Source organism: Pseudomonas sp. FW305-3-2-15-E-TSA4, assembly GCF_058787295.1.
This window is the reverse complement of record NZ_JBYSZP010000003.1, coordinates 345,866-363,164: the sequence shown is the minus strand read 5'-3', so window position 1 is coordinate 363,164 and position 17,299 is coordinate 345,866. Positions and strand designations below refer to the sequence as shown.

Here is a 17,299-nt window from a genome sequence, read left to right as displayed (position 1 = left end):
TGTCAGGGTAGACGCACTCATGAAAACCAACCTCCCCCGCAAGCAAAAAGGCGCCGTGGCCATTGAGTTCGCCCTGGTGTTCGTGGTGTTTTTCGCGGTGTTTTACGGCTTGGTGAGCTACAGCCTGCCGCTGTTGTTGATGCAGTCATTCAACGAGTCCACCGCCGAGGCAGTGCGCCGCAGCGTGGCGCTGGATCCGGCCACCGCCAACTACTCGACTGCACTGACCAACCTCGCCCGCACCGAACTGACCCGGCAACTGGGATGGCTGCCTGGGGCACTGAACTTCAACGCCGCCACCGACAGCAGCATCACCTATGTCGGAGGGTTGCTGACGGTGAGCATCAATTACCCCACGTCCAAACTGAATCAGGCACTGCCGTTTCTGGTGCTGCCGGGAATCGGTCCGGTGCCGCGTCTGCCGGCGACATTGCGCGCCTCCTCGAGCCTGCAGTTTTGAGTGCGGGCCACACCTTGCTCGGCCGCCTGCTCAATCGACCGCCGGGCTTGCCTGACGCCCCGGGTTCTCCTCTGGTGCAGAGCGTCGGCCTGCAGGTGTATCTGGACAATGACGGTCACGTCGAGCACCTGAGCGGCCCGGTACGCCATGCGCTGGTGCAGTTGACGGCCCGTCCGCTCACACACCTGACCGACTACCTTTTGCCTCAGAGCAGCCTTGTGGTTGAAGGTCGGCCGCAGGACTGGCAGGGGCAAATACTCGATCTGGACTTCTTCAGCCAGGCCGGCCCCCCGCTGCATTTACGCGGTTGGATCGAGCCCCGGAGTGAAGGCTGGCTGATGCACTTGCTCGACATCGGTGACCTGTTGAGCGAGCGGCGTCAGGCACACAGTCGTGAGCAGTGCCAATGGCTCGCGGGACAGATCCGCGATCAGTTGTGTCAGTGCAGCCTCGTGCGCCTGGCCGATGTGCTCGGCGAACAATTGCAACGCGTCAGCCAGCACTTGCATATCCCGTGTCTGGCGGTGGCGTTGCTCGACGATCAGGAACAGGGCTGGCAGATCCATCAACACTACACCGCGCTCGACGCGCCGCAGTTGTGGCACCCGGGACAACGTCTGGGTACTGCGCTGGATAGCCTGAACAGCGCGGCGCCCCAACAACTGAATGCCAGCGAGCAGCCACGACTGAGCAGCGTATCTGGCCCCCATCCGGGTTTTGCCGTGCCCTACTGCGACGCTCGGGGTGTGGCGGCGTGGTTGCTCTGTGCCTGTTATGACGCCCGGCAACAGGCGCCAGACCTCAGCGATCGTGACTGGCAGTCATTGGCCACCGCCATCGCCGCACCACTGCTGGAGCGCTTGCGTGAGCACCATCATCAGCAACAACTGGAACGCCTGGAGATCCTCCAGGCGCTGCTGGGCACCGGGTGGTGGGAAGTGTTTGACAGCGCCGAGGTGCAACTGGCCAAGGCACTGGCCGACAACCTCGGCCTGCCGGCAACACGCCTGTCGCTTCAGGACTGGTTTGCCCGTGTACACCCCGCCGACCGGGATGAACTGCGCAGCAACCTGCAATCCTTGCAAGATGAAGGCTCGCCGCTGGAGCTTTGCGTGCGCCTGCAACGCACCGAAGAGGCACCACTGATGTGGTATCGCGTACAGGGCCAGGCGCTGGGCATCGGTGCCGAACGCCGACTCGTGGGATTCATGCTGGACATCAGCGACATCAAGAATCAGCAGCAACAGGCCGCCGCCGCACACGCGCGGCTGGATAACCTGATCGCCAGTTCACCGGCGGTGATCTATGTGCAGCGCTACGTCGAAGGTGCGCTGCAACCGACCTTTTTCAGCGCCAGCCTGCAACCGCTGCTGGGCTGGAGTCTGGCCGACTGCGCCGACGGCGCACTGGTAGAGCATGTGCACCCCGACGACCGCTCCGTCTATTTCCAGCGCACCCGCCAATTGCTGCGCGAGGGCACGGTGAGCACGCGCTACCGGATTCTCGACCAGCAAGGCCAGGCACATTGGTTGCTCGATGAAGCCAAACTGCTGCGCGACGATCTCGGTTTGCCGGTGGAAGCGGTGGGCCTGTGGCTGGATGTCACCGAGGCGACGCTCGCCGCTGAACAGGTCCGGGCCAGCGAAGAACGCTACCGGATTCTGGTGGAAGATTCGCCGGCGATGATCTGCCGCTATCGCCCGGACCTGACGCTGATCTTCGGCAACCGGCCCCTGGCGAAGTATCTGGAATGTGCACCGGAGGAGCTGACCGGGGTTAACCTCGGCAGCTGGATGTCCGACGAACAACGCGAAGCGTTCAACCAGCGCTTGGCGCAACTGACCCCGCAACTACCGGTGAGTACTGCCGAAATCAATCTGCGCCTGCCCGGCCGCGAACATGCGTGGTGGGTCTGGTCGGATCGCGGAGTGTTCGACGAGCATGGGCGACTGCTCGAAGTACAAGCAGTGGGACGCGACAACACGGAGGTGCGCCGCTCGCAGCAGCAGCTCACACAGAGCGCGAAAATGGCCACCCTCGGCGAAATGGCTACCGGTCTTGCGCACGAAATCAATCAACCTCTGAATGTGATGCGCATGGCCATCGTCAACGTGCTCAAGCGCCTGAGCAACGGCGATGTGCAGGTCGATTACCTGACCGACAAGCTCAATCGAATCGACGCTCAGGTCCAGCGCGCCGCACGGGTGGTTGATCACATGCGAGTGTTCGGACGCCGCTCGGAAATCGAACAGCAACCGTTCAATCCCCTCGATGCCATCGAAGGCACATTGTCGTTGCTTTCGGAGGGTCTGCGCGGCAAAGGCGTGGAGTTGCGGGTCAAGGAGTCAGGCTTGCAGGTGCAGGTGCGCGGTTATGTCGACCAACTGGAGCAGGTACTGATCAATCTGATGGTCAACGCCCGCGATGCGCTGCTGAGCAAGCGCGAAGCCAATCGTGATTTCCAGCCATGGATCGCCGTGTCTGCCGAGAGCGACGAGCACGTGGTGCGGTTGTGGGTAGAGGACAACGGCGGCGGTATCGATCAACGCCTGCTGGAGCGGATTTTCGAGCCGTTTTTCACCACCAAACCGGTGGGTGTCGGCACCGGTCTGGGCCTGTCGGTGAGCTATGGCATCGTCGAAAACATGGGCGGACGCCTGAGTGCGCGCAACGGCGATGAAGGCGCACGATTCTGCATTGAGCTGCCGGTTGCAGTGATCGACTAGATCGCCAGCATCGGCTGTCCGGGCGGCTTGCAACTGAGGTTGGCGCCAACATCAACCTTGTTCAGAGTGATGCCAAGGTTGGCGAGCAAACCATCAAGGATCGGATCGAGCACCGGACTGAGCAGATTATCGATCACGACGCCCAGCGTGCTGTTCACCCCTGCCAGCACATCCGCGGTGGTGGTCAGCAAACCACCCAAAAGGCTGGAGCCCGTCGGCTTGTATGCCTGCACCTGAACGCCGGCCAATGTTCCCTTGAGGCTGTCGACCAGCCCTTGAGTGCCGAAGCTGTAGTACTGCGGCGGTGTCCTGACTTCCGGCGGCTGATTGTAGATGTGCGTGTTTTGTGTGGCGGCCACCGAGGTATCGACCTTGATCCCCAGGCCACCGCCGTAGAACGGTATGCGGCTGTTCGGATCACAGGTCGCCGAGCCAAGTCCCAACAGCGGAATGGTGCAGGTGATGACCCCGACATCGATCAGCGCCAGCGGCTGCACAGTAATGTCCGCCGAGGACGAAAAGGCATTGGCAGCATCGATCCTGCCGACTTTGAGCTTGACCAGCGATGAGTTGGTCTGGGTGGTCAAGGTCTTGGTCGCATCGCTGACGCAACTGTAATCAGTGACATGACTATCGGCGGCGGCCACATCCAGGGCGATGTCGATGGTCGAGGTTGGCAGTATTTTCAGGTCGGTGCGCTGGCAGGTTCCGCCCAATGTGCAGAACAACGAGTTCAAGGTACCGGCAATGTTCAAGTGCAACAGGTTGTTCAGGGTGTCGGTCAACCCGCCCACCAATGGCGTGCTGACAATCGCGTTGGCCAGGCCGGCGACACCGCTGAGCAACGGCAGATTCAGCGAGATCACCGTGCGCACTTGGGCGGTTCGCACATAGATCCGGTTGGCGCCCATGGGGTCGGCCTTTGCCAGTGCCGGGTTACCGAACGCCGACAATTGCGGCGGCTCGATGACCTTGACCTTGACCGAGCCATTGACCAGCCCCGGAATGTTCAGCGGCACGCTCGCCACCAACGCATTCTGACTGTTGGCCAGTTGCACGAAGGCTTCCACCAACTGGAAAACTTGAAGATTGGCGTTGAGCGCCGAAGACGCAGCGCCGGTTTGCAGTTGCAGCAATTGCCCGAGCACCACCGAAGTACTGCCCACCACCGCCCGCAGCCCGACAAGGCCGTCGACCGCCACACTGGCGGTCTTGCCGCCCTGGGTCAGCACATTGATGGCGGTGTCGATCAGTTGTGTCAGCCGTATGTTCTGGCTGAGCAGTTGGGTGTAATTCCCGGCTTGAACGTTGACATCCAGCGCCAGCTGATTGAGGTAGCTCAGCACATTGATATTGGTGTTCACCAACCCCTGCCAGCCCGCCACACTGAGGTTGAGATTGCCGCCAAGCATCTGGCCTATCAACGCATTGAGGGCAGCCGACTTGCTGGCGTCGATGGTCAGCACGGTGGTGCCAATGGTCAGTTGGGCGATCGGCGGCAGTACCGCGTAAGTCCCGACTGCCGTGGCCGTAAGACGAGTGGTCGTGGACACGGCGCCCGGAGTGAACAGGCCGTAGAGGGCGGCGGCGACGCTGGTCGGTACCACGCGAGTGGCAACGACACTGATGGCTTGCTTTTGCGCAGCGTTCGCGCTGAACGAACGCAAATTGTTCGCCCCGGTCTGCACGGTGCCGCAGGTCACGTTCAACGTTGTACCCTGCCCCACCGTGAAGCCGTTGCGTGCAGCGCTCGCTGTAGCATAAGTGGCAGCCGTTGTGCCCGTGAGGCAATCGCCCTGGCGCGACACCGCTTCCAGTGCCGCCACATCCACCACCCGCTGCAGGCGGCGCTGCTCCATGTACAAACGGCCGCTATCGACCACCAGCACCATGCACACCAGAGCCAGGCCCAGTGTCAGCGCCGCCATCAACCCGATCGCCCCGCGTTGCCGGGCCGGGCCGTTGAACTGCGTACGAGGCGACATGGCGCACTCCTTTGCCGGCGCGTTGCCGAGCGCTACCTCCGATGGTGGATTTGAGTGTAGACGGCGCTAGTGGCAACGCGCCATTTGGTGCTGCACAAAACCCTGCAGACCTCGTCTTCTCGCGAATGCGCTGTGTCATTCAACATGGATGTGGCTGACACGCCGTCTTCGCGAGCAAGCCCGCTCCCACAGGGAGATTTGTGGTGGGGCAAAAAATGGGAGCCTCTTGGGCTCCCTTTTTTTTACAGCGAACTAGCGTGGTGGATAGTTGGCCAATATTCGGCCCACCGTTTCGCGCACCGCATTGCTGCGATCCTGTGGATTGGGCGTGCTGCTGAGCATCTGCTCATCGCTGCCACGCCACACCAGTTTGCCGTCCTTGCCATCGAGCAGATCGATCTGGATCGTTGCCACCTTGTAGGTGATGTTGCGGGTTTCGTTGTACATCGGCGCGCCCCAATACCCGTTCCACGGGCCACCCCAACCGCCGCCGTAGTTGGTGGTCACTTGCTGCTGGCGATCCTCGACAATCAGGTAGGTCTGCACGCTCAGGTCGCCTTTGGCCCCCGCAGCGGCAGGGCGCAAGCCGCGCTGATCAAGTTGATCGCTGACGGCCTGGCGGATGCGTTGCTCGGTCAGGTCGCTCTTGATCCGTGGATCATCCGGGCGATATTGCAGCGCCGGTTCTTTCCAGCTCCAGCTGCGATAGGCGGCGAAGTCGCGGCTGGCGTCGAAGTCATGGTTGACCTGGTTGGCAGCGCAGGCACTGAGCAGCGCGGCCATGGCCAGTAAAGCGAGACGACGGAACATAGTTGTTCTCCGGTTGAAGGCCTGAACCTGCGAAGCGTTCTCACCTGAAGTCTAGCTCGGCGGATAGGCCGACAGGGCTTTTTCCAGAGCCTCGCGAATGGCGTCGGTGCGCACCAGTTGGCTACCCTGGTTGGCGGTCTCGGCGCTGGCGCTCCACACCGGTTGACCGGTGCCGGCATCGAACAGATTGACCTGCACCACCACGACCTGCTCCTGATAAGTACGAACAATCGGCACAGTGTTGTACATGCCGTAACCGCGACCATAACGATCATAGCCGCCGTACCCACCGTAGTAACCGTAATCGTCCTGCACCTGACGCAAGCGGGTTTCCAGACGCAGATTGGCGCTGACTAGCAAATCGGCCGGACGATTGTCGTGCAACGGCCGCAGACCACGCTGATCCAGCGCATTGCTCACCGCTTCGGCCACTTGCGCCGAGTCGGCCCAGGCCGTGCCCGGCGGCAATTGCCCGTTGAGCCAGGCCCAACTGCGATAGCGCCCGTAATCACGCGGTGGCGCCGGGTAGGCGCTGCGATCGAAGGTGTTGGCCGCTTGCGGCGGCGCCGGCGGCAACGGCCGCGACTGCGCGACATACGGGTTGCTGCCCTGGCAGGCGGCCAACCCCAGACAGATCAGCAATAAACCGGATTGAGCTTTCATGTGGTGCTCCGATCAGATCGGCCGGCAGATCCAGTGCAAGTAACGCCCAAGCCCGGCGAAGCTTGGGTGGCGACGGTGAGCGAGCTCCATCTCCAGCAAATCCACGAGTTCGGCGCGGGCCTGGAATTCCACCGGCATATAGTCGTGGAAAACCCGGATCCCGCTCTGGGTTTCGACCTGCCACAACCCTTCGAGTTGCGTTGCCAGTTCCCGCGGATCAAGCGGCTGCTGCGGGGTCAGGCTCTGCTTTTCACCGGCCATGGTGTTTTTGCGCATTTTCTTGAAATGGCCCTTGAGCAGGTTGCGGTAGATCAGCGCATCGCGGTTATAGAACGCCAGCGACAGCCAGCCACCGGGTTTGGTCAGTTGATGCAGCACCGGCAGGATTGCGTGTGGCTCGGCCAGCCATTCGAGCACGGCATGGCAGATCACCAGATCGTAGGGTTCGGTGAGCTGACCGAGCAGTTCCTGCCACGGTGCCTGAATGAACGTCGCGCTCTGCCCGGCTTCGGCGAAGCGCTGACGGGCGCCCTCAAGCATCGGCTCAGCCGGTTCGGTAAAGGTCACCTCATGGCCGCGCTCGGCCAGCCACAGCGACATGTGACCCAGACCGCCACCGATGTCCAGCACGCGCAACGGCCGGTCCGGCAACGCTTCGGCCAGGTCGGCCTGCAACACCGCGAGGCGAATCGCGCCTTTGGCGCCACCGTAGATTTTTTCGGCGAACCGGGTCGCCAACTGATCGAAATGCCGGTCGCTCATCAGCTGAACCGCCGTTCGCTGTCGGCGAGCTTGCTGCGCACCACTTCATTCATGTCCAGCCCCAACTCGCTGCACAGCAGCAACAGATACAGGACGATGTCGCCGACTTCCTGCCCGGCATGCGCCAGTTTGTCCGCCGGCAACTGGCGTGACTGGTCTTCGGTCAGCCACTGGAAAATCTCCACCAACTCGGACATCTCGACGCTGGCGGCCATGGCGAGGTTTTTCGGGCTGTGAAATTGCCGCCAGTCATTGCGGTCGCGAATGGCGTGCAGGCGTTCGGTCAGTTCAACAAGGTTCATCGGGCTCTCCTGAAGGCGTATAGCTTCGGGGGGATGTCGGCTGAACGCAAGCGGCCATGGCTCGCTCCCACACAGGATTGAGGCAAACCCTCTATAGTTGCAGGGAACTCGGCCACCCGCGCGGTGGCCCAAGGCTCAGCTCTTTCATCAGGATGCACACATGCAGGTAGAAAGCTTTTTCGAATGGCTCGGCCAGGCACTCGGTTCGATCATCCGTTTCATCGTCGACGGCCTCAGCGGCCTGTTCAACATTCTGAGCAACGCCGGCGGCAACTTTGTCGATGGCCTGGCGAAGACGCTGGGCATGGACACTTCGATCATCAGCATCCTCGCGCTGATCGTCGGCCTGATGCTGCTGTGGTCGGCGATTCGCGCGTTCATGAATGCGTCGATCATTGCCGGGATCATCTGGCTGCTGTTGGGGTTGTGGTTGTTGAGCTGGATTATTCATTAGCCCTTGTGGGAGCGAGCCTGCTCGCGAAGGCGTCAGATCAGTCAAAAATGTTCTGAATGACACACCGCTTTCGCGAGCAGGCTCGCTCCCACATTGGTTGCATCGCAGGCCGTACGAATCGCTACAATCCCCGCTCCCCCAAGGAGCCCGCATGTCCAAACTGATTGCCGACTGGCGCGACCGCCCGACTCACCGCAAGGTCTGGGCGCTCGCTGCGCCGATGATTCTTTCCAATATTTCCGTACCGCTGGTGGCGCTGGTTGACAGCACCGTCATCGGCCACCTGCCCCACGCCCATCAGTTGGGCGCAGTGGCGGTCGGCGCCAGCCTCTACACGTTTCTCGCCTGGGCCATGGGCTTTCTGCGCATGGGCACTACGGGGTTTGCCGCTCAGGCCGCCGGGCGCAGCGACGGCGCGGCGTTACGGCAGATTCTGTTGCAGGGTTTGCTGCTGGCGCTGGGACTGGCGATCGTGCTCGGCACTCTCGGCGTGCCGTTGAGCGGCGTGGCCCTGCACTTCATGCAGCCGTCGGCCGAACTCGATCAACTGACCCGCGAGTTCTTCCACACCCGGTTATTCGGGCTGCCGGCAGCGCTGGCCAGTTACGCCCTGGTCGGCTGGTTCCTCGGCACCCAGAACGCCCGGGCGCCGCTGGCAATTCTGCTCAGCACCAACCTGATCAACATCGCTCTCAACCTGTGGTTCGTGATTGGCCTGGAATGGGGGGTGGTCGGTTCGGCCCGGGCCTCGGTGATTGCCGAGTGGAGCGGCGCCCTGCTCGGCCTGTGGCTGACCCGCGGCGCATTGCGCGCCTATCCCGGGCACATCGTCTGGGCAGCGTTGAAGGTGTGGCAGAGCTGGCGCCCTTTGCTGGCGGTCAACCGCGACATTTTCATCCGCAGCCTGGCGCTGCAATCGGTATTTTTCCTGATCACCGTGCAAGGCGCGCGGCTCGGCGATGCCACGGTGGCGGCCAATGCTCTGCTGCTCAACGGTTTGCTGCTGACCGCGCATGCGCTGGACGGTCTGGCGCATGCGGTCGAAGCGTTGTGCGGACACGCCATCGGCGCCCGCGACCGGCTCGCCCTGCGCCGTTCGCTGGTGGTGGCCGGCGGCTGGTCATTGCTGGCCAGCCTCGGTTTTGCCGCGCTGTTTCTGTTGGGCGGACACTTGTTCATCGAGATGCAGACCGACATCCAGAGCGTGCGCGATACCGCGTTCATCTACCTGCCGTATCTGGCGGTACTGCCGCTGATTGCGGTCTGGAGCTACTTGCTCGACGGCCTGTTCATCGGCGCCACTCGAGCCCGGGAGATGCGCAACGGCATGCTGCTGACCGTCGCCCTGCTGCTGCCGTTCGCCTGGGCATTACAGGGACTGGGCAATCACGGGCTGTGGATAACGTTCCTGCTGTTTATGGTCTTGCGCAGCCTGACCCTCGGCGCACTGGCCCTGTGGCTGCGGCGCAACGACGGCTGGTTCAGCGGTGCCGCTCACTGAGCCGGTGTGTGTTTGACGAACGCGACGACCTGATCGAGTACCGGCGCCAGACGCCGCAGCGGACGCGACAGGGTCGCCACCAGCGTCACATGACTGGGGCGCGAGTAGTAAAGATCCTGCACCGGTACACCCGCCTCGCGCAGTTTGCGCGCCAGGCCTGCGGTGTTGCGCATCGGGTTGACCAGATTGTCCTTGGTCGCGGCGATCAGCAGCGCCGGAGGCTCGCCCTGCCTGACATGGTTGATCGGCTGCGATTGCGGCGGTGAGTCGGGCCAGAAGAATACCGGACGCACCTGCGGATTCTTGATGGGCAGAAAATCATACGGCCCGGCCAGGCCGATCCAGCCGCTGAGGTCTTTGGGCGTCATGCCCACCGCACCGAGCAGACCCGGATCCAGCGCCAGCATCGCCGCGTTGTAAGCGCCGGAACTGTGGCCCATCAGATACAGGCGTTGCGGGTTGCCGGAGAACTCGCGGATATGCGCCCGGGTCCAGGCCACCGCCCGCGCCGAGTCTTCAAGAAACAACGGATAGCGCACCTGCGGGTAGAGCCGATAATCCGCCAGCACCGCGACAATCCCCCGCGACGCCAGCGCCTCGCCGACAAACGCGTAATCGCCACGATCACCGCTATTCCAGCTGCCGCCGTAGAAGAACACCACCACCGGCGCGCCCTCCAGCGGCTGGCGCGGCACGTAGACGTCGAGCTTCTGTCGAGGATCATCGCCATAGGCAATCCCGGCGGTTCTGTGAAACGTGTCGGCGGGGGTCAGCGCATTGAGCACCTTGACCGGGGAACATCCCGTCAGCACCAGCAGCAGAAACCCGCCGAGGACTGCGCCGAACCGCTGCCACAGAGGATTTGTCATGGATGTCGCACCTCAAGATTGATCGTTCTGCCACTGTCGCCGCACATGCTCGAGCCGTTCCTGCTGGCTCAGCCCGTCCGGCACGCCCGGCAGTTGCGCCCGCGGATGCTGCAAGCGTAGCCACAACCAGCCATCCAGCACCGTACGGTCGCTGAAACCCAGGCTCAGCCCCTCCTGCACATGGGAGGCCATGCGCGCATAGTCGGTTCCCATTGATTGGCACCAGCGCCAGATGTGTTGTTCCAGCAAGCAGCTTTGCAAACGTTCGCGCTGACGATGGGTGAGGCTTTCGTCGATCCCCAGCGGCTCGACCACCCACTGCGGGTTGCGCAGTTGCTGCCAGCCTTGACTGCCGATGGCGAGGTCGGCCCAAGTGCCACCGAACCAGCGCACCAGGCGGATCGGCCCGAGCCAGCGGCTCAAGTCGGCGGCATCACAGGCGTCGAAAAAATAACTCGCTGTCTGTCGATTGTAGTAACCGAGCAAGGCGCGGTGATTGAGCCCGAACGAGACCGTCAGCATCCGTCGCAGGTGGCTCAGCATTACTGCCTGCGAGGCATCACTGGCGAACAACAACCCGCGCCAGGTCTGCGGATCATGCTGACACAGCGCCGCCAGTGCCGGGCAGTCATGCAGGTCGACCAGCAGCGGACCGTGCTCGCTTACCGCTTGAAACTCGGTGCCCTCGAACAGCCGCGTGCAACGTACGCTGGCGAACCCCAGGCGCAATGTCGCCATCGCCTGCTGCGCATCGGCACCATCGAGCAACAGCCACTGTACCTGCGGGGCAAAGCCGACGCCGCTCAAGCGGCGCCGTCCTGATCCAGCGACGCCACCAATCGGCAACTGCAGATCGACGCCGTGCAGTGGTTGTAACTGCCGCCGCCGGGCATCAGACACAACAGCAACAGCGGTTCGGCAGACTTGAGCCATTGCGCCAGGCCCGCGCTCGGCAGCACGTCCGGCAGCGCCAATGGCGCTTCGCAGTCTTCGATCACCGCCGGCTCCTGCAGCACACCACTGATCACCGGCTGATCCGGATCGCCTTCATGAAAACTCACCACCACTTCAACGCCTTCGCGCAACGATGTCAGTGAGGCGTCGCTCAACGCTGCTGCGAGCGGCAGCCAACAATGGCTGGCGGCAGCGCCTTCACCCTGATAAAGCCAGTCGAACTGCACCGCCACCGGCCGCTGTTCGTCAGGCTGCGGTTCATCGACCGTCACTACCCATGCACGTTGCAGACTGTGCATGCGCGGCCTGGCACAGGTGCTCGTCAATGTCGGCAGTTGCGCCTGGGCGGCGGCGACGATCCGGTTGCTGTAAGCCGGCTCGCTGGCGGGATCAGCACGATGCTCGATCCGGCTCAGCAACCAGCGGCGGTTGCATTCGGCAAACGGATGCGCGGTCAACGCCAGCCACTGCGCGGCGCGCAATGTCGGCAGATCGCTGTGGCCATAAGCTTTGCCGGCCTGCGCCGAACCCGCGTCCACATCGCTGGCGTCCACTTGCATCTGCCAGCGTCTTACCGCCGGGGTGCTCGCGCCATCGTCCACAGACGCCGCGCCGGCCACGGGAAAACGCCCTGGATCATCGACAAAGACCAGACAGTGTCCGTCCGGCCGGTGCTCGAAGTAGTAGTGGATCCGCGCCTGCGCGCACAGCCGCTGCACGAATTGCAGGTCCGACTCACGGTACTGGGTGCAAAAAGTGTGCACCGGGTATTCGCACTGCAAATCAAAACGCCGTTGCGCACCAACGATCCCATGCTCCTTGAGCACCTGCGCGAGGATCTTCGGCACGCACTGGCTGCTGAAGATCCGCTGACTGAAACGCAGCGCCAGACAACTCAGCTTCGGTCCCAGTGTCACTCGACACAATCGGGCGCCCTGATCGTGCTCATGCTGAACGACACTCTGCAATTGCCCGCTCAGGCCATTGTGTCCGGGACCGAACTGCAGGAACGCCGAGCGGAAAAGCAGGCCGGCCAGGTCCAGTTGCGGATCATTGATCAACAGATCGATATCAAAGGCGAAGGGTTCGCTGATGCCCTCACTTCCGGTAAAGGCCAGCACCTCGAAGGGCTCGGGCAGCCCCGTTACATCGAGACGAAACGACGGCTCGTTGACTGATTCGAACATGGGCGGATCTCTACAGGAGGGGCGGCCGGGGATTCTCGCCGAGAGCCATGGCCGAGTAGAGAGCTGAAGTACAACTTAGGAAATGACCTACGCGAAAAGCAGACCGGATCACTTCTCCGGCTGTGGCAGGCAATTATTTCGCAGGGGATTTGGGAAATGTCCCACCGGGTCATCCGAATTTTCCACAGTTTGAGGGAAAATTTCAGACAACCCGGTGCAACAGACCTGACTCAGGAAGACAGGTAGGAGGAACGGGTCAGGCCCAGACGCAAGGCATCGAGGAACTGCGTACGCTCGCTGGCACTGATGCGGGCACTGGCGCACTTGTCGCGGTAGTGGGTCATCAGTTCTTCCGGCGACAAGTGCACGTAGCGCAGCATGTCTTCGATGGTGTCGTGGGTCTCGATACCGGCGTGGTACACGCTGCCATCGGCGTTCTGGTAGATGTTCACCGAGTCGGTGTCACCGAACAGGTTGTGCATGTCGCCGAGGATTTCCTGATAGGCGCCGACCAGGAACACGCCCAGCAGATAGTCCTCACCTTCGTTCAGACCGTGCACCGGCAGGCTGGTCTCGATGCTCTGCTCGTCGACGTACTGGTTGATCTTGCCGTCGGAGTCGCAGGTCAGGTCTTGCAGCACGGCGCGACGCAGCGGCTCTTCGTCCAGACGATGCAGCGGGATGATCGGCAGTACCTGATCGATCGCCCAGGTGTCCGGCAGGCTCTGGAATACCGAGAAGTTGCAGATGTACTTGTCGGCCAGCTTGTCGTTGAGTTCGTCGAGCACCTGGCGGTGCGAACGCTGACGTGCCTTCAACGAGTTGTGCAGGCGACGGCACACGGCAAAGTAGCACTGCTCGGCCAGGGCTTTTTCCGCCAGGGTCAGTTTGCCGTCGGCATACTGGGCGGCCACGTCGCTCATGTAGTGGGTGGCGCGCCAGTAGGTCTCGGTGACCATTTCGATGTCGGTCGGGCCAAGCAGATCCACCAGCCACTGCACGGTTTCCGGCAGGGTTTCCTTGTTTTCGATCAGCGGGATTTCGTCGTTGTGCTTCTCGACGTCGGTCACCTGCACCACCAGCATCGCGTGGTGCGCGGTCAGCGAGCGGCCGCTTTCGGAGAAGATGTGCGGATGCGGCAGGCTCTGCGCGACGCAGAATTCCTTGAGCATGCCGACCACGACACCGGCGTAATCGTCCATGTCGTAGTTGATCGAACTGGCATTGCGCGAGTGGGTACCGTCGTAGTCGACACCCAGACCGCCGCCGACGTCGATGTGATCGACCGGCAGACCGAGGTTGCGCAACTCGCCGTAGTAACGGATCGCTTCCTTGAAACCGTGCTGGTAGTCAGCCAGGTTGGCGATCTGCGAACCCATGTGGAAGTGCAGCAGACGAATGCCCTGATCGAGGCCGGCGGCGCGGAAGCGCTCGACCACCGACAGCAGTTGCGCCGCCGACAGACCGAACTTGGATTTCTCGCCACCGGTGTCCGCCCACTTCGACGACGCCAGCGACGACAGACGCACGCGCAGGCCGACCTGTGGCTTGACCTTCAGCGAGGCAGCTTCTTCGATCACCAGGCCGACTTCGGATTCTTTCTCGATCACGATGAACACGTTGTGGCCGAGCTTCTGGCCCATCAGCGCCAGACGGATGAACTCGCGGTCCTTGTAACCGTTGCAGACGATGGTGCCGCCCTTCGGCGCCAGTGCCAGCACCGCCAGCAGCTCAGGCTTGGAGCCGGCTTCCAGACCGATGGAAACGTTCTGGGTGGCGATGATGTTCTCGATCACCGCTTCTTGCTGGTTGACCTTGATCGGGTACAGCGCGGTGTACTTGCTCTGGTATTCCAGGCGCTCGATGTTCGAGTCGAAAGCACCGGTCAGCTGACGGACACGGTCTTGCAGGATGTCGGGGAAACGTACCAGCAACGGCAGGGACAAGCCGCTCTTGCGCAGTTGGTCGACTTGTTCGAACAGGTCGATGGGCGAGCTGCTCGGGCCGTTCGGACGAACTTCGACGCGACCGGCGTCATTGATCGCGAAATACCCGGCCCCCCAATGGCGAATCCCGTAAACACTGCGGCTGTCCGCAACTGTCCATTGGCTGCCATCGTCTTTACGTGTGCGTCGTACGGACATCGAAGTCCCCTATAAAGAAGTCATAGTGCGTCGCCTGATCGCAGGCCGGCGCAGTCTAAAGAATGAAAATGACGGTTCGTCAGCGCGGCGGTAGACCGCGCTGACCGCGTGTAGTTTAGAAACCGGTCATGAACAGGCTCTGTGAAAACCATGGAGACGACGCCGGATCTGAACTGCTTCAGTGCCGGATCAAGCCGCAGATGGATTTCACAGAGGCTGCTAGCCGCCGGACTTCTTCGCTTTGAAACCGTGTTTGATCAGCTCTGCCAAGAGTAGCTCGACATGATCGCCCTGGATTTCGATGATCCCGTCCTTCAACGCCCCACCGGTGCCGCAACGTTTCTTCAACGTTGTCGCCAGCTCCTTGAGGGCGTCTTCGGCCAGTGGCACGCCGGTGATGGTGGTCACCGTTTTGCCGCCACGGCCCTTGCTCTCGCGACGCACGCGGGCAATGCCGTCCCCGGCCGGGATCACGGTTTGTTTGCAGATACAGGCGTCCACCGGTTTACTGCATTCCGGGCAATGACGACCTGCGTCGGTGGAAAATACCAGGCCACCAAGGGCGGCGAAGGATGCGGCTTTTTTGGCCACCGGCAATCCTCTTGGGAGGACAAAGACTGATCGCGACCTTGGGCAAGGTCATCGACCGCGAAGCCCCACTCAGGCAGGGGCAGCGCTACTGCACCGTGCGCTTGAACAAAAGCAGGTCGGTGCAGCTTGAAAAGGTCGCGCAGTGTAACGGCAAAAAGCGCAATTGCTAAGAGCCAATCGGCGCCAATTTATGTGTTCTTTGCGACGCCGCTTTGTTGAGCCTTCAGATAGCGCTTCAACGCGGCCAGAGAGTCCGGGCAGTAAGGCTTTTGCTCGATTTCCAGCATTACCTGATCGACCGGAATAAAGCGTGCTTCCAGCACTTCTTCCGGCTGCAGTTTCAGCGGGCCGTCCCACACCGCGGAAAATGCCGAGCACCACAGGCGGTTGCCGGTGTCTTCGAAGAAGAAATGATCGTGGGCGGTCAGCTCCACCCCGCTCACGCCCAATTCCTCTTCCAGCTCGCGGGCCGCCGATTCGGCGTAGGTCTCATCGGCCTGCACCATGCCGCCGGCTGCCACATCCCAGTAACCGGGATAGATCGCCTTGCTCAGGGTGCGCCGGTGTACGCAGAGCTCACCAGCGGAATTGAACAACATGATGTAGGTGCCGCGCCCGATCAGCCCGCGCTCACGCAGATCGGCCCGCACCAGGGCGCCGAGCAAGTTGTCCTGCTCGTCGACCCAGGCGATCTGTTCGGCATCGGAGGCGGCGCGGTGCGCCGCCTCTTTGGCGCTATCGACCATGACTCAGCCCTGATTGAGCAATTGACGCAGATCGATCACTGCGGCGTTGGCCCGGGAAATGTAGTTGGCCATGACCAGCGAGTGGTTGGCCAGCACGCCGAAGCCGCTGCCATTGAGGATCATCGGGCTCCAGACCGGCTCCTGCGATGCTTCCAGTTCACGGATGATCTGGCGCACGCTGACCGTGGCGTTCTTTTTCGCCAGCACATCGGCAAAGTCCACTTCGATGGCGCGCAACAGGTGCGACAGCGCCCAGGCCTGACCGCGTGCTTCGTAGAACACGTTGTCGATCTGCATCCACGGGGTTTCGACGACTTCCTCGTCGACCTGCGGTACTTCGCCAACCGCCGGCACTTCGGTTTTCAGCGCGGTGTTGAGCTTGACCCGGCCGACACTGGCCGAAAGGCGTTGCGACAGCGAACCGAGACGGGTTCCGACATCGCCCAGCCAGTTGTTGAGGTTGTCGGCGCGGGCGTAGAACAAGGCGTTTTTCTGCGTTGGATCAGACAGACGCGCCTGATAACGGCTCAGGGAGTTGATGCCTTCCTGATATTCCGATTCGCTCGACGGCAGGATCCAGCTCTTGTTGTCGAAGTTGAAACGCGGTTCGGCCTTGGCCAGATCAGCATCCTCGGCCGACTGCGACTGCGAACGGGCAAAGTCCTTACGCAGGGCACGGGTCAGGTCACGTACCTGCACCAGCACGCCGTATTCCCAGCTTGGCGTGTTGTCCATCCACAGGCCAGGCGGGAAACGGTCGTTGGAAATGTAGCCGCCCGGTTTGTTCAGCAACGTACCGGCAACGGTCTTGAGGGTTTCGACCGTGGTGTAGCCGACGACCATTTGCTTGCCTTCTTTCTCGGCAGCCGCCTGGGCATTTTGCGCCACCGGAAACAGCGCCGGCTCCTGGCTCCAGTACCAGCCCAGGCCGATGGTCACCAGCAGATAAATGCCGATCAGCGTGGCCAGCGCGCGGCTGAACAACAGCCCGCCCACATAGCTGCGGGTGGCCGACTTCGGCTCAGCGGCACGTTCAGGCGCGCTGCCCGCGCGGTTCTTCCAGTCCAGCATGGCGATATCCTTTCAATCACTTGGGTTCAACGGTTCGACCACAACCATACAACAACGTGCCAAGGCCGGCACCC

At 62.0% G+C, this 17,299-nt stretch carries 16 protein-coding genes; 4 read left to right on the top strand and 12 right to left on the bottom strand.

Annotation, left to right across the window (positions count from 1 at the left end):
* Positions 1-19: 19 nt before the first annotated feature.
* Together AC3WMV_RS05965 and AC3WMV_RS05960 are read left to right on the top strand one after the other, a co-directional pair.
* Positions 20-460: a TadE/TadG family type IV pilus assembly protein gene (locus AC3WMV_RS05965; RefSeq protein WP_027613607.1), complete on the top strand. Its 441-nt coding sequence runs from the start codon at positions 20-22 to the stop codon at positions 458-460.
* Complete coding sequence (locus tag AC3WMV_RS05960) at positions 457-3,186, top strand: PAS domain-containing sensor histidine kinase (RefSeq protein ID WP_027613606.1); 2,730 nt, start codon at positions 457-459, stop codon at positions 3,184-3,186. The genes AC3WMV_RS05965 and AC3WMV_RS05960 overlap by 4 nt, the downstream gene beginning before the upstream one ends.
* On the opposite strand, the gene AC3WMV_RS05955 is transcribed toward AC3WMV_RS05960, so the two are convergent.
* From AC3WMV_RS05955 to AC3WMV_RS05935, 5 genes are all read right to left on the bottom strand, one after another.
* A complete protein-coding gene (locus tag AC3WMV_RS05955; RefSeq protein WP_103368077.1) occupies positions 3,183-5,171 on the bottom strand; it encodes a TadG family pilus assembly protein in 1,989 nt (662 codons plus the stop codon). The genes AC3WMV_RS05960 and AC3WMV_RS05955 overlap by 4 nt on opposite strands.
* 252 nt (positions 5,172-5,423) lie before the next feature.
* Positions 5,424-5,981, bottom strand: coding sequence for a DUF4136 domain-containing protein (locus tag AC3WMV_RS05950; protein ID WP_103368076.1), 558 nt, complete (start codon positions 5,979-5,981; stop codon positions 5,424-5,426).
* A gap of 51 nt (positions 5,982-6,032) precedes the next feature.
* Entirely contained in the window at positions 6,033-6,644 is a 612-nt protein-coding gene (locus AC3WMV_RS05945) for a DUF4136 domain-containing protein (RefSeq protein ID WP_097089917.1), read from the bottom strand.
* A gap of 12 nt (positions 6,645-6,656) precedes the next feature.
* Positions 6,657-7,406 (bottom strand): methyltransferase, encoded by a 750-nt coding sequence (locus tag AC3WMV_RS05940; protein WP_103368075.1) that lies wholly within the window; start codon positions 7,404-7,406, stop codon positions 6,657-6,659.
* Positions 7,406-7,708, bottom strand: a complete 303-nt coding sequence (locus AC3WMV_RS05935; protein WP_007951009.1) for a MazG-like family protein — start codon at positions 7,706-7,708, stop codon at positions 7,406-7,408. The genes AC3WMV_RS05940 and AC3WMV_RS05935 overlap by 1 nt, the downstream gene beginning before the upstream one ends.
* A gap of 160 nt (positions 7,709-7,868) precedes the next feature.
* Here AC3WMV_RS05935 and AC3WMV_RS05930 point away from each other — a divergent pair, with 160 nt between their 5' ends.
* Together AC3WMV_RS05930 and AC3WMV_RS05925 are read left to right on the top strand one after the other, a co-directional pair.
* Positions 7,869-8,162: a hypothetical protein gene (locus tag AC3WMV_RS05930; RefSeq protein WP_007963021.1), complete on the top strand. Its 294-nt coding sequence runs from the start codon at positions 7,869-7,871 to the stop codon at positions 8,160-8,162.
* A gap of 151 nt (positions 8,163-8,313) precedes the next feature.
* On the top strand, positions 8,314-9,663 hold the full coding sequence (locus AC3WMV_RS05925; RefSeq protein WP_103368074.1) for an MATE family efflux transporter: 1,350 nt from the start codon (positions 8,314-8,316) through the stop codon (positions 9,661-9,663).
* Here AC3WMV_RS05925 and AC3WMV_RS05920 read toward each other — a convergent pair.
* From AC3WMV_RS05920 to AC3WMV_RS05890, 7 genes are all read right to left on the bottom strand, one after another.
* Positions 9,657-10,532: an alpha/beta hydrolase gene (locus tag AC3WMV_RS05920; RefSeq protein WP_103368073.1), complete on the bottom strand. Its 876-nt coding sequence runs from the start codon at positions 10,530-10,532 to the stop codon at positions 9,657-9,659. The two genes, AC3WMV_RS05925 and AC3WMV_RS05920, sit on opposite strands and share 7 nt — an antisense overlap.
* A 12-nt stretch (positions 10,533-10,544) precedes the next feature.
* A complete protein-coding gene (locus tag AC3WMV_RS05915) occupies positions 10,545-11,339 on the bottom strand; it encodes a DUF4123 domain-containing protein (protein ID WP_103368072.1) in 795 nt (264 codons plus the stop codon).
* Positions 11,336-12,673: a contractile injection system protein, VgrG/Pvc8 family gene (locus tag AC3WMV_RS05910; protein ID WP_103368071.1), complete on the bottom strand. Its 1,338-nt coding sequence runs from the start codon at positions 12,671-12,673 to the stop codon at positions 11,336-11,338. Before AC3WMV_RS05910 ends, AC3WMV_RS05915 begins: the two co-directional genes overlap by 4 nt.
* 230 nt (positions 12,674-12,903) lie before the next feature.
* Complete coding sequence (speA, locus tag AC3WMV_RS05905; protein ID WP_103368070.1) at positions 12,904-14,817, bottom strand: arginine decarboxylase; 1,914 nt, start codon at positions 14,815-14,817, stop codon at positions 12,904-12,906.
* Positions 14,818-15,036: 219 nt separating this feature from the next.
* Positions 15,037-15,408 (bottom strand): translation initiation factor Sui1, encoded by a 372-nt coding sequence (locus tag AC3WMV_RS05900; protein ID WP_007914613.1) that lies wholly within the window; start codon positions 15,406-15,408, stop codon positions 15,037-15,039.
* 188 nt (positions 15,409-15,596) lie between these two features.
* Positions 15,597-16,154 (bottom strand): NUDIX hydrolase, encoded by a 558-nt coding sequence (locus AC3WMV_RS05895; RefSeq protein ID WP_103368069.1) that lies wholly within the window; start codon positions 16,152-16,154, stop codon positions 15,597-15,599.
* A gap of 3 nt (positions 16,155-16,157) precedes the next feature.
* Positions 16,158-17,225: a DUF2333 family protein gene (locus tag AC3WMV_RS05890; protein ID WP_007963034.1), complete on the bottom strand. Its 1,068-nt coding sequence runs from the start codon at positions 17,223-17,225 to the stop codon at positions 16,158-16,160.
* Between the last annotated feature and the right edge of the window lie 74 nt (positions 17,226-17,299).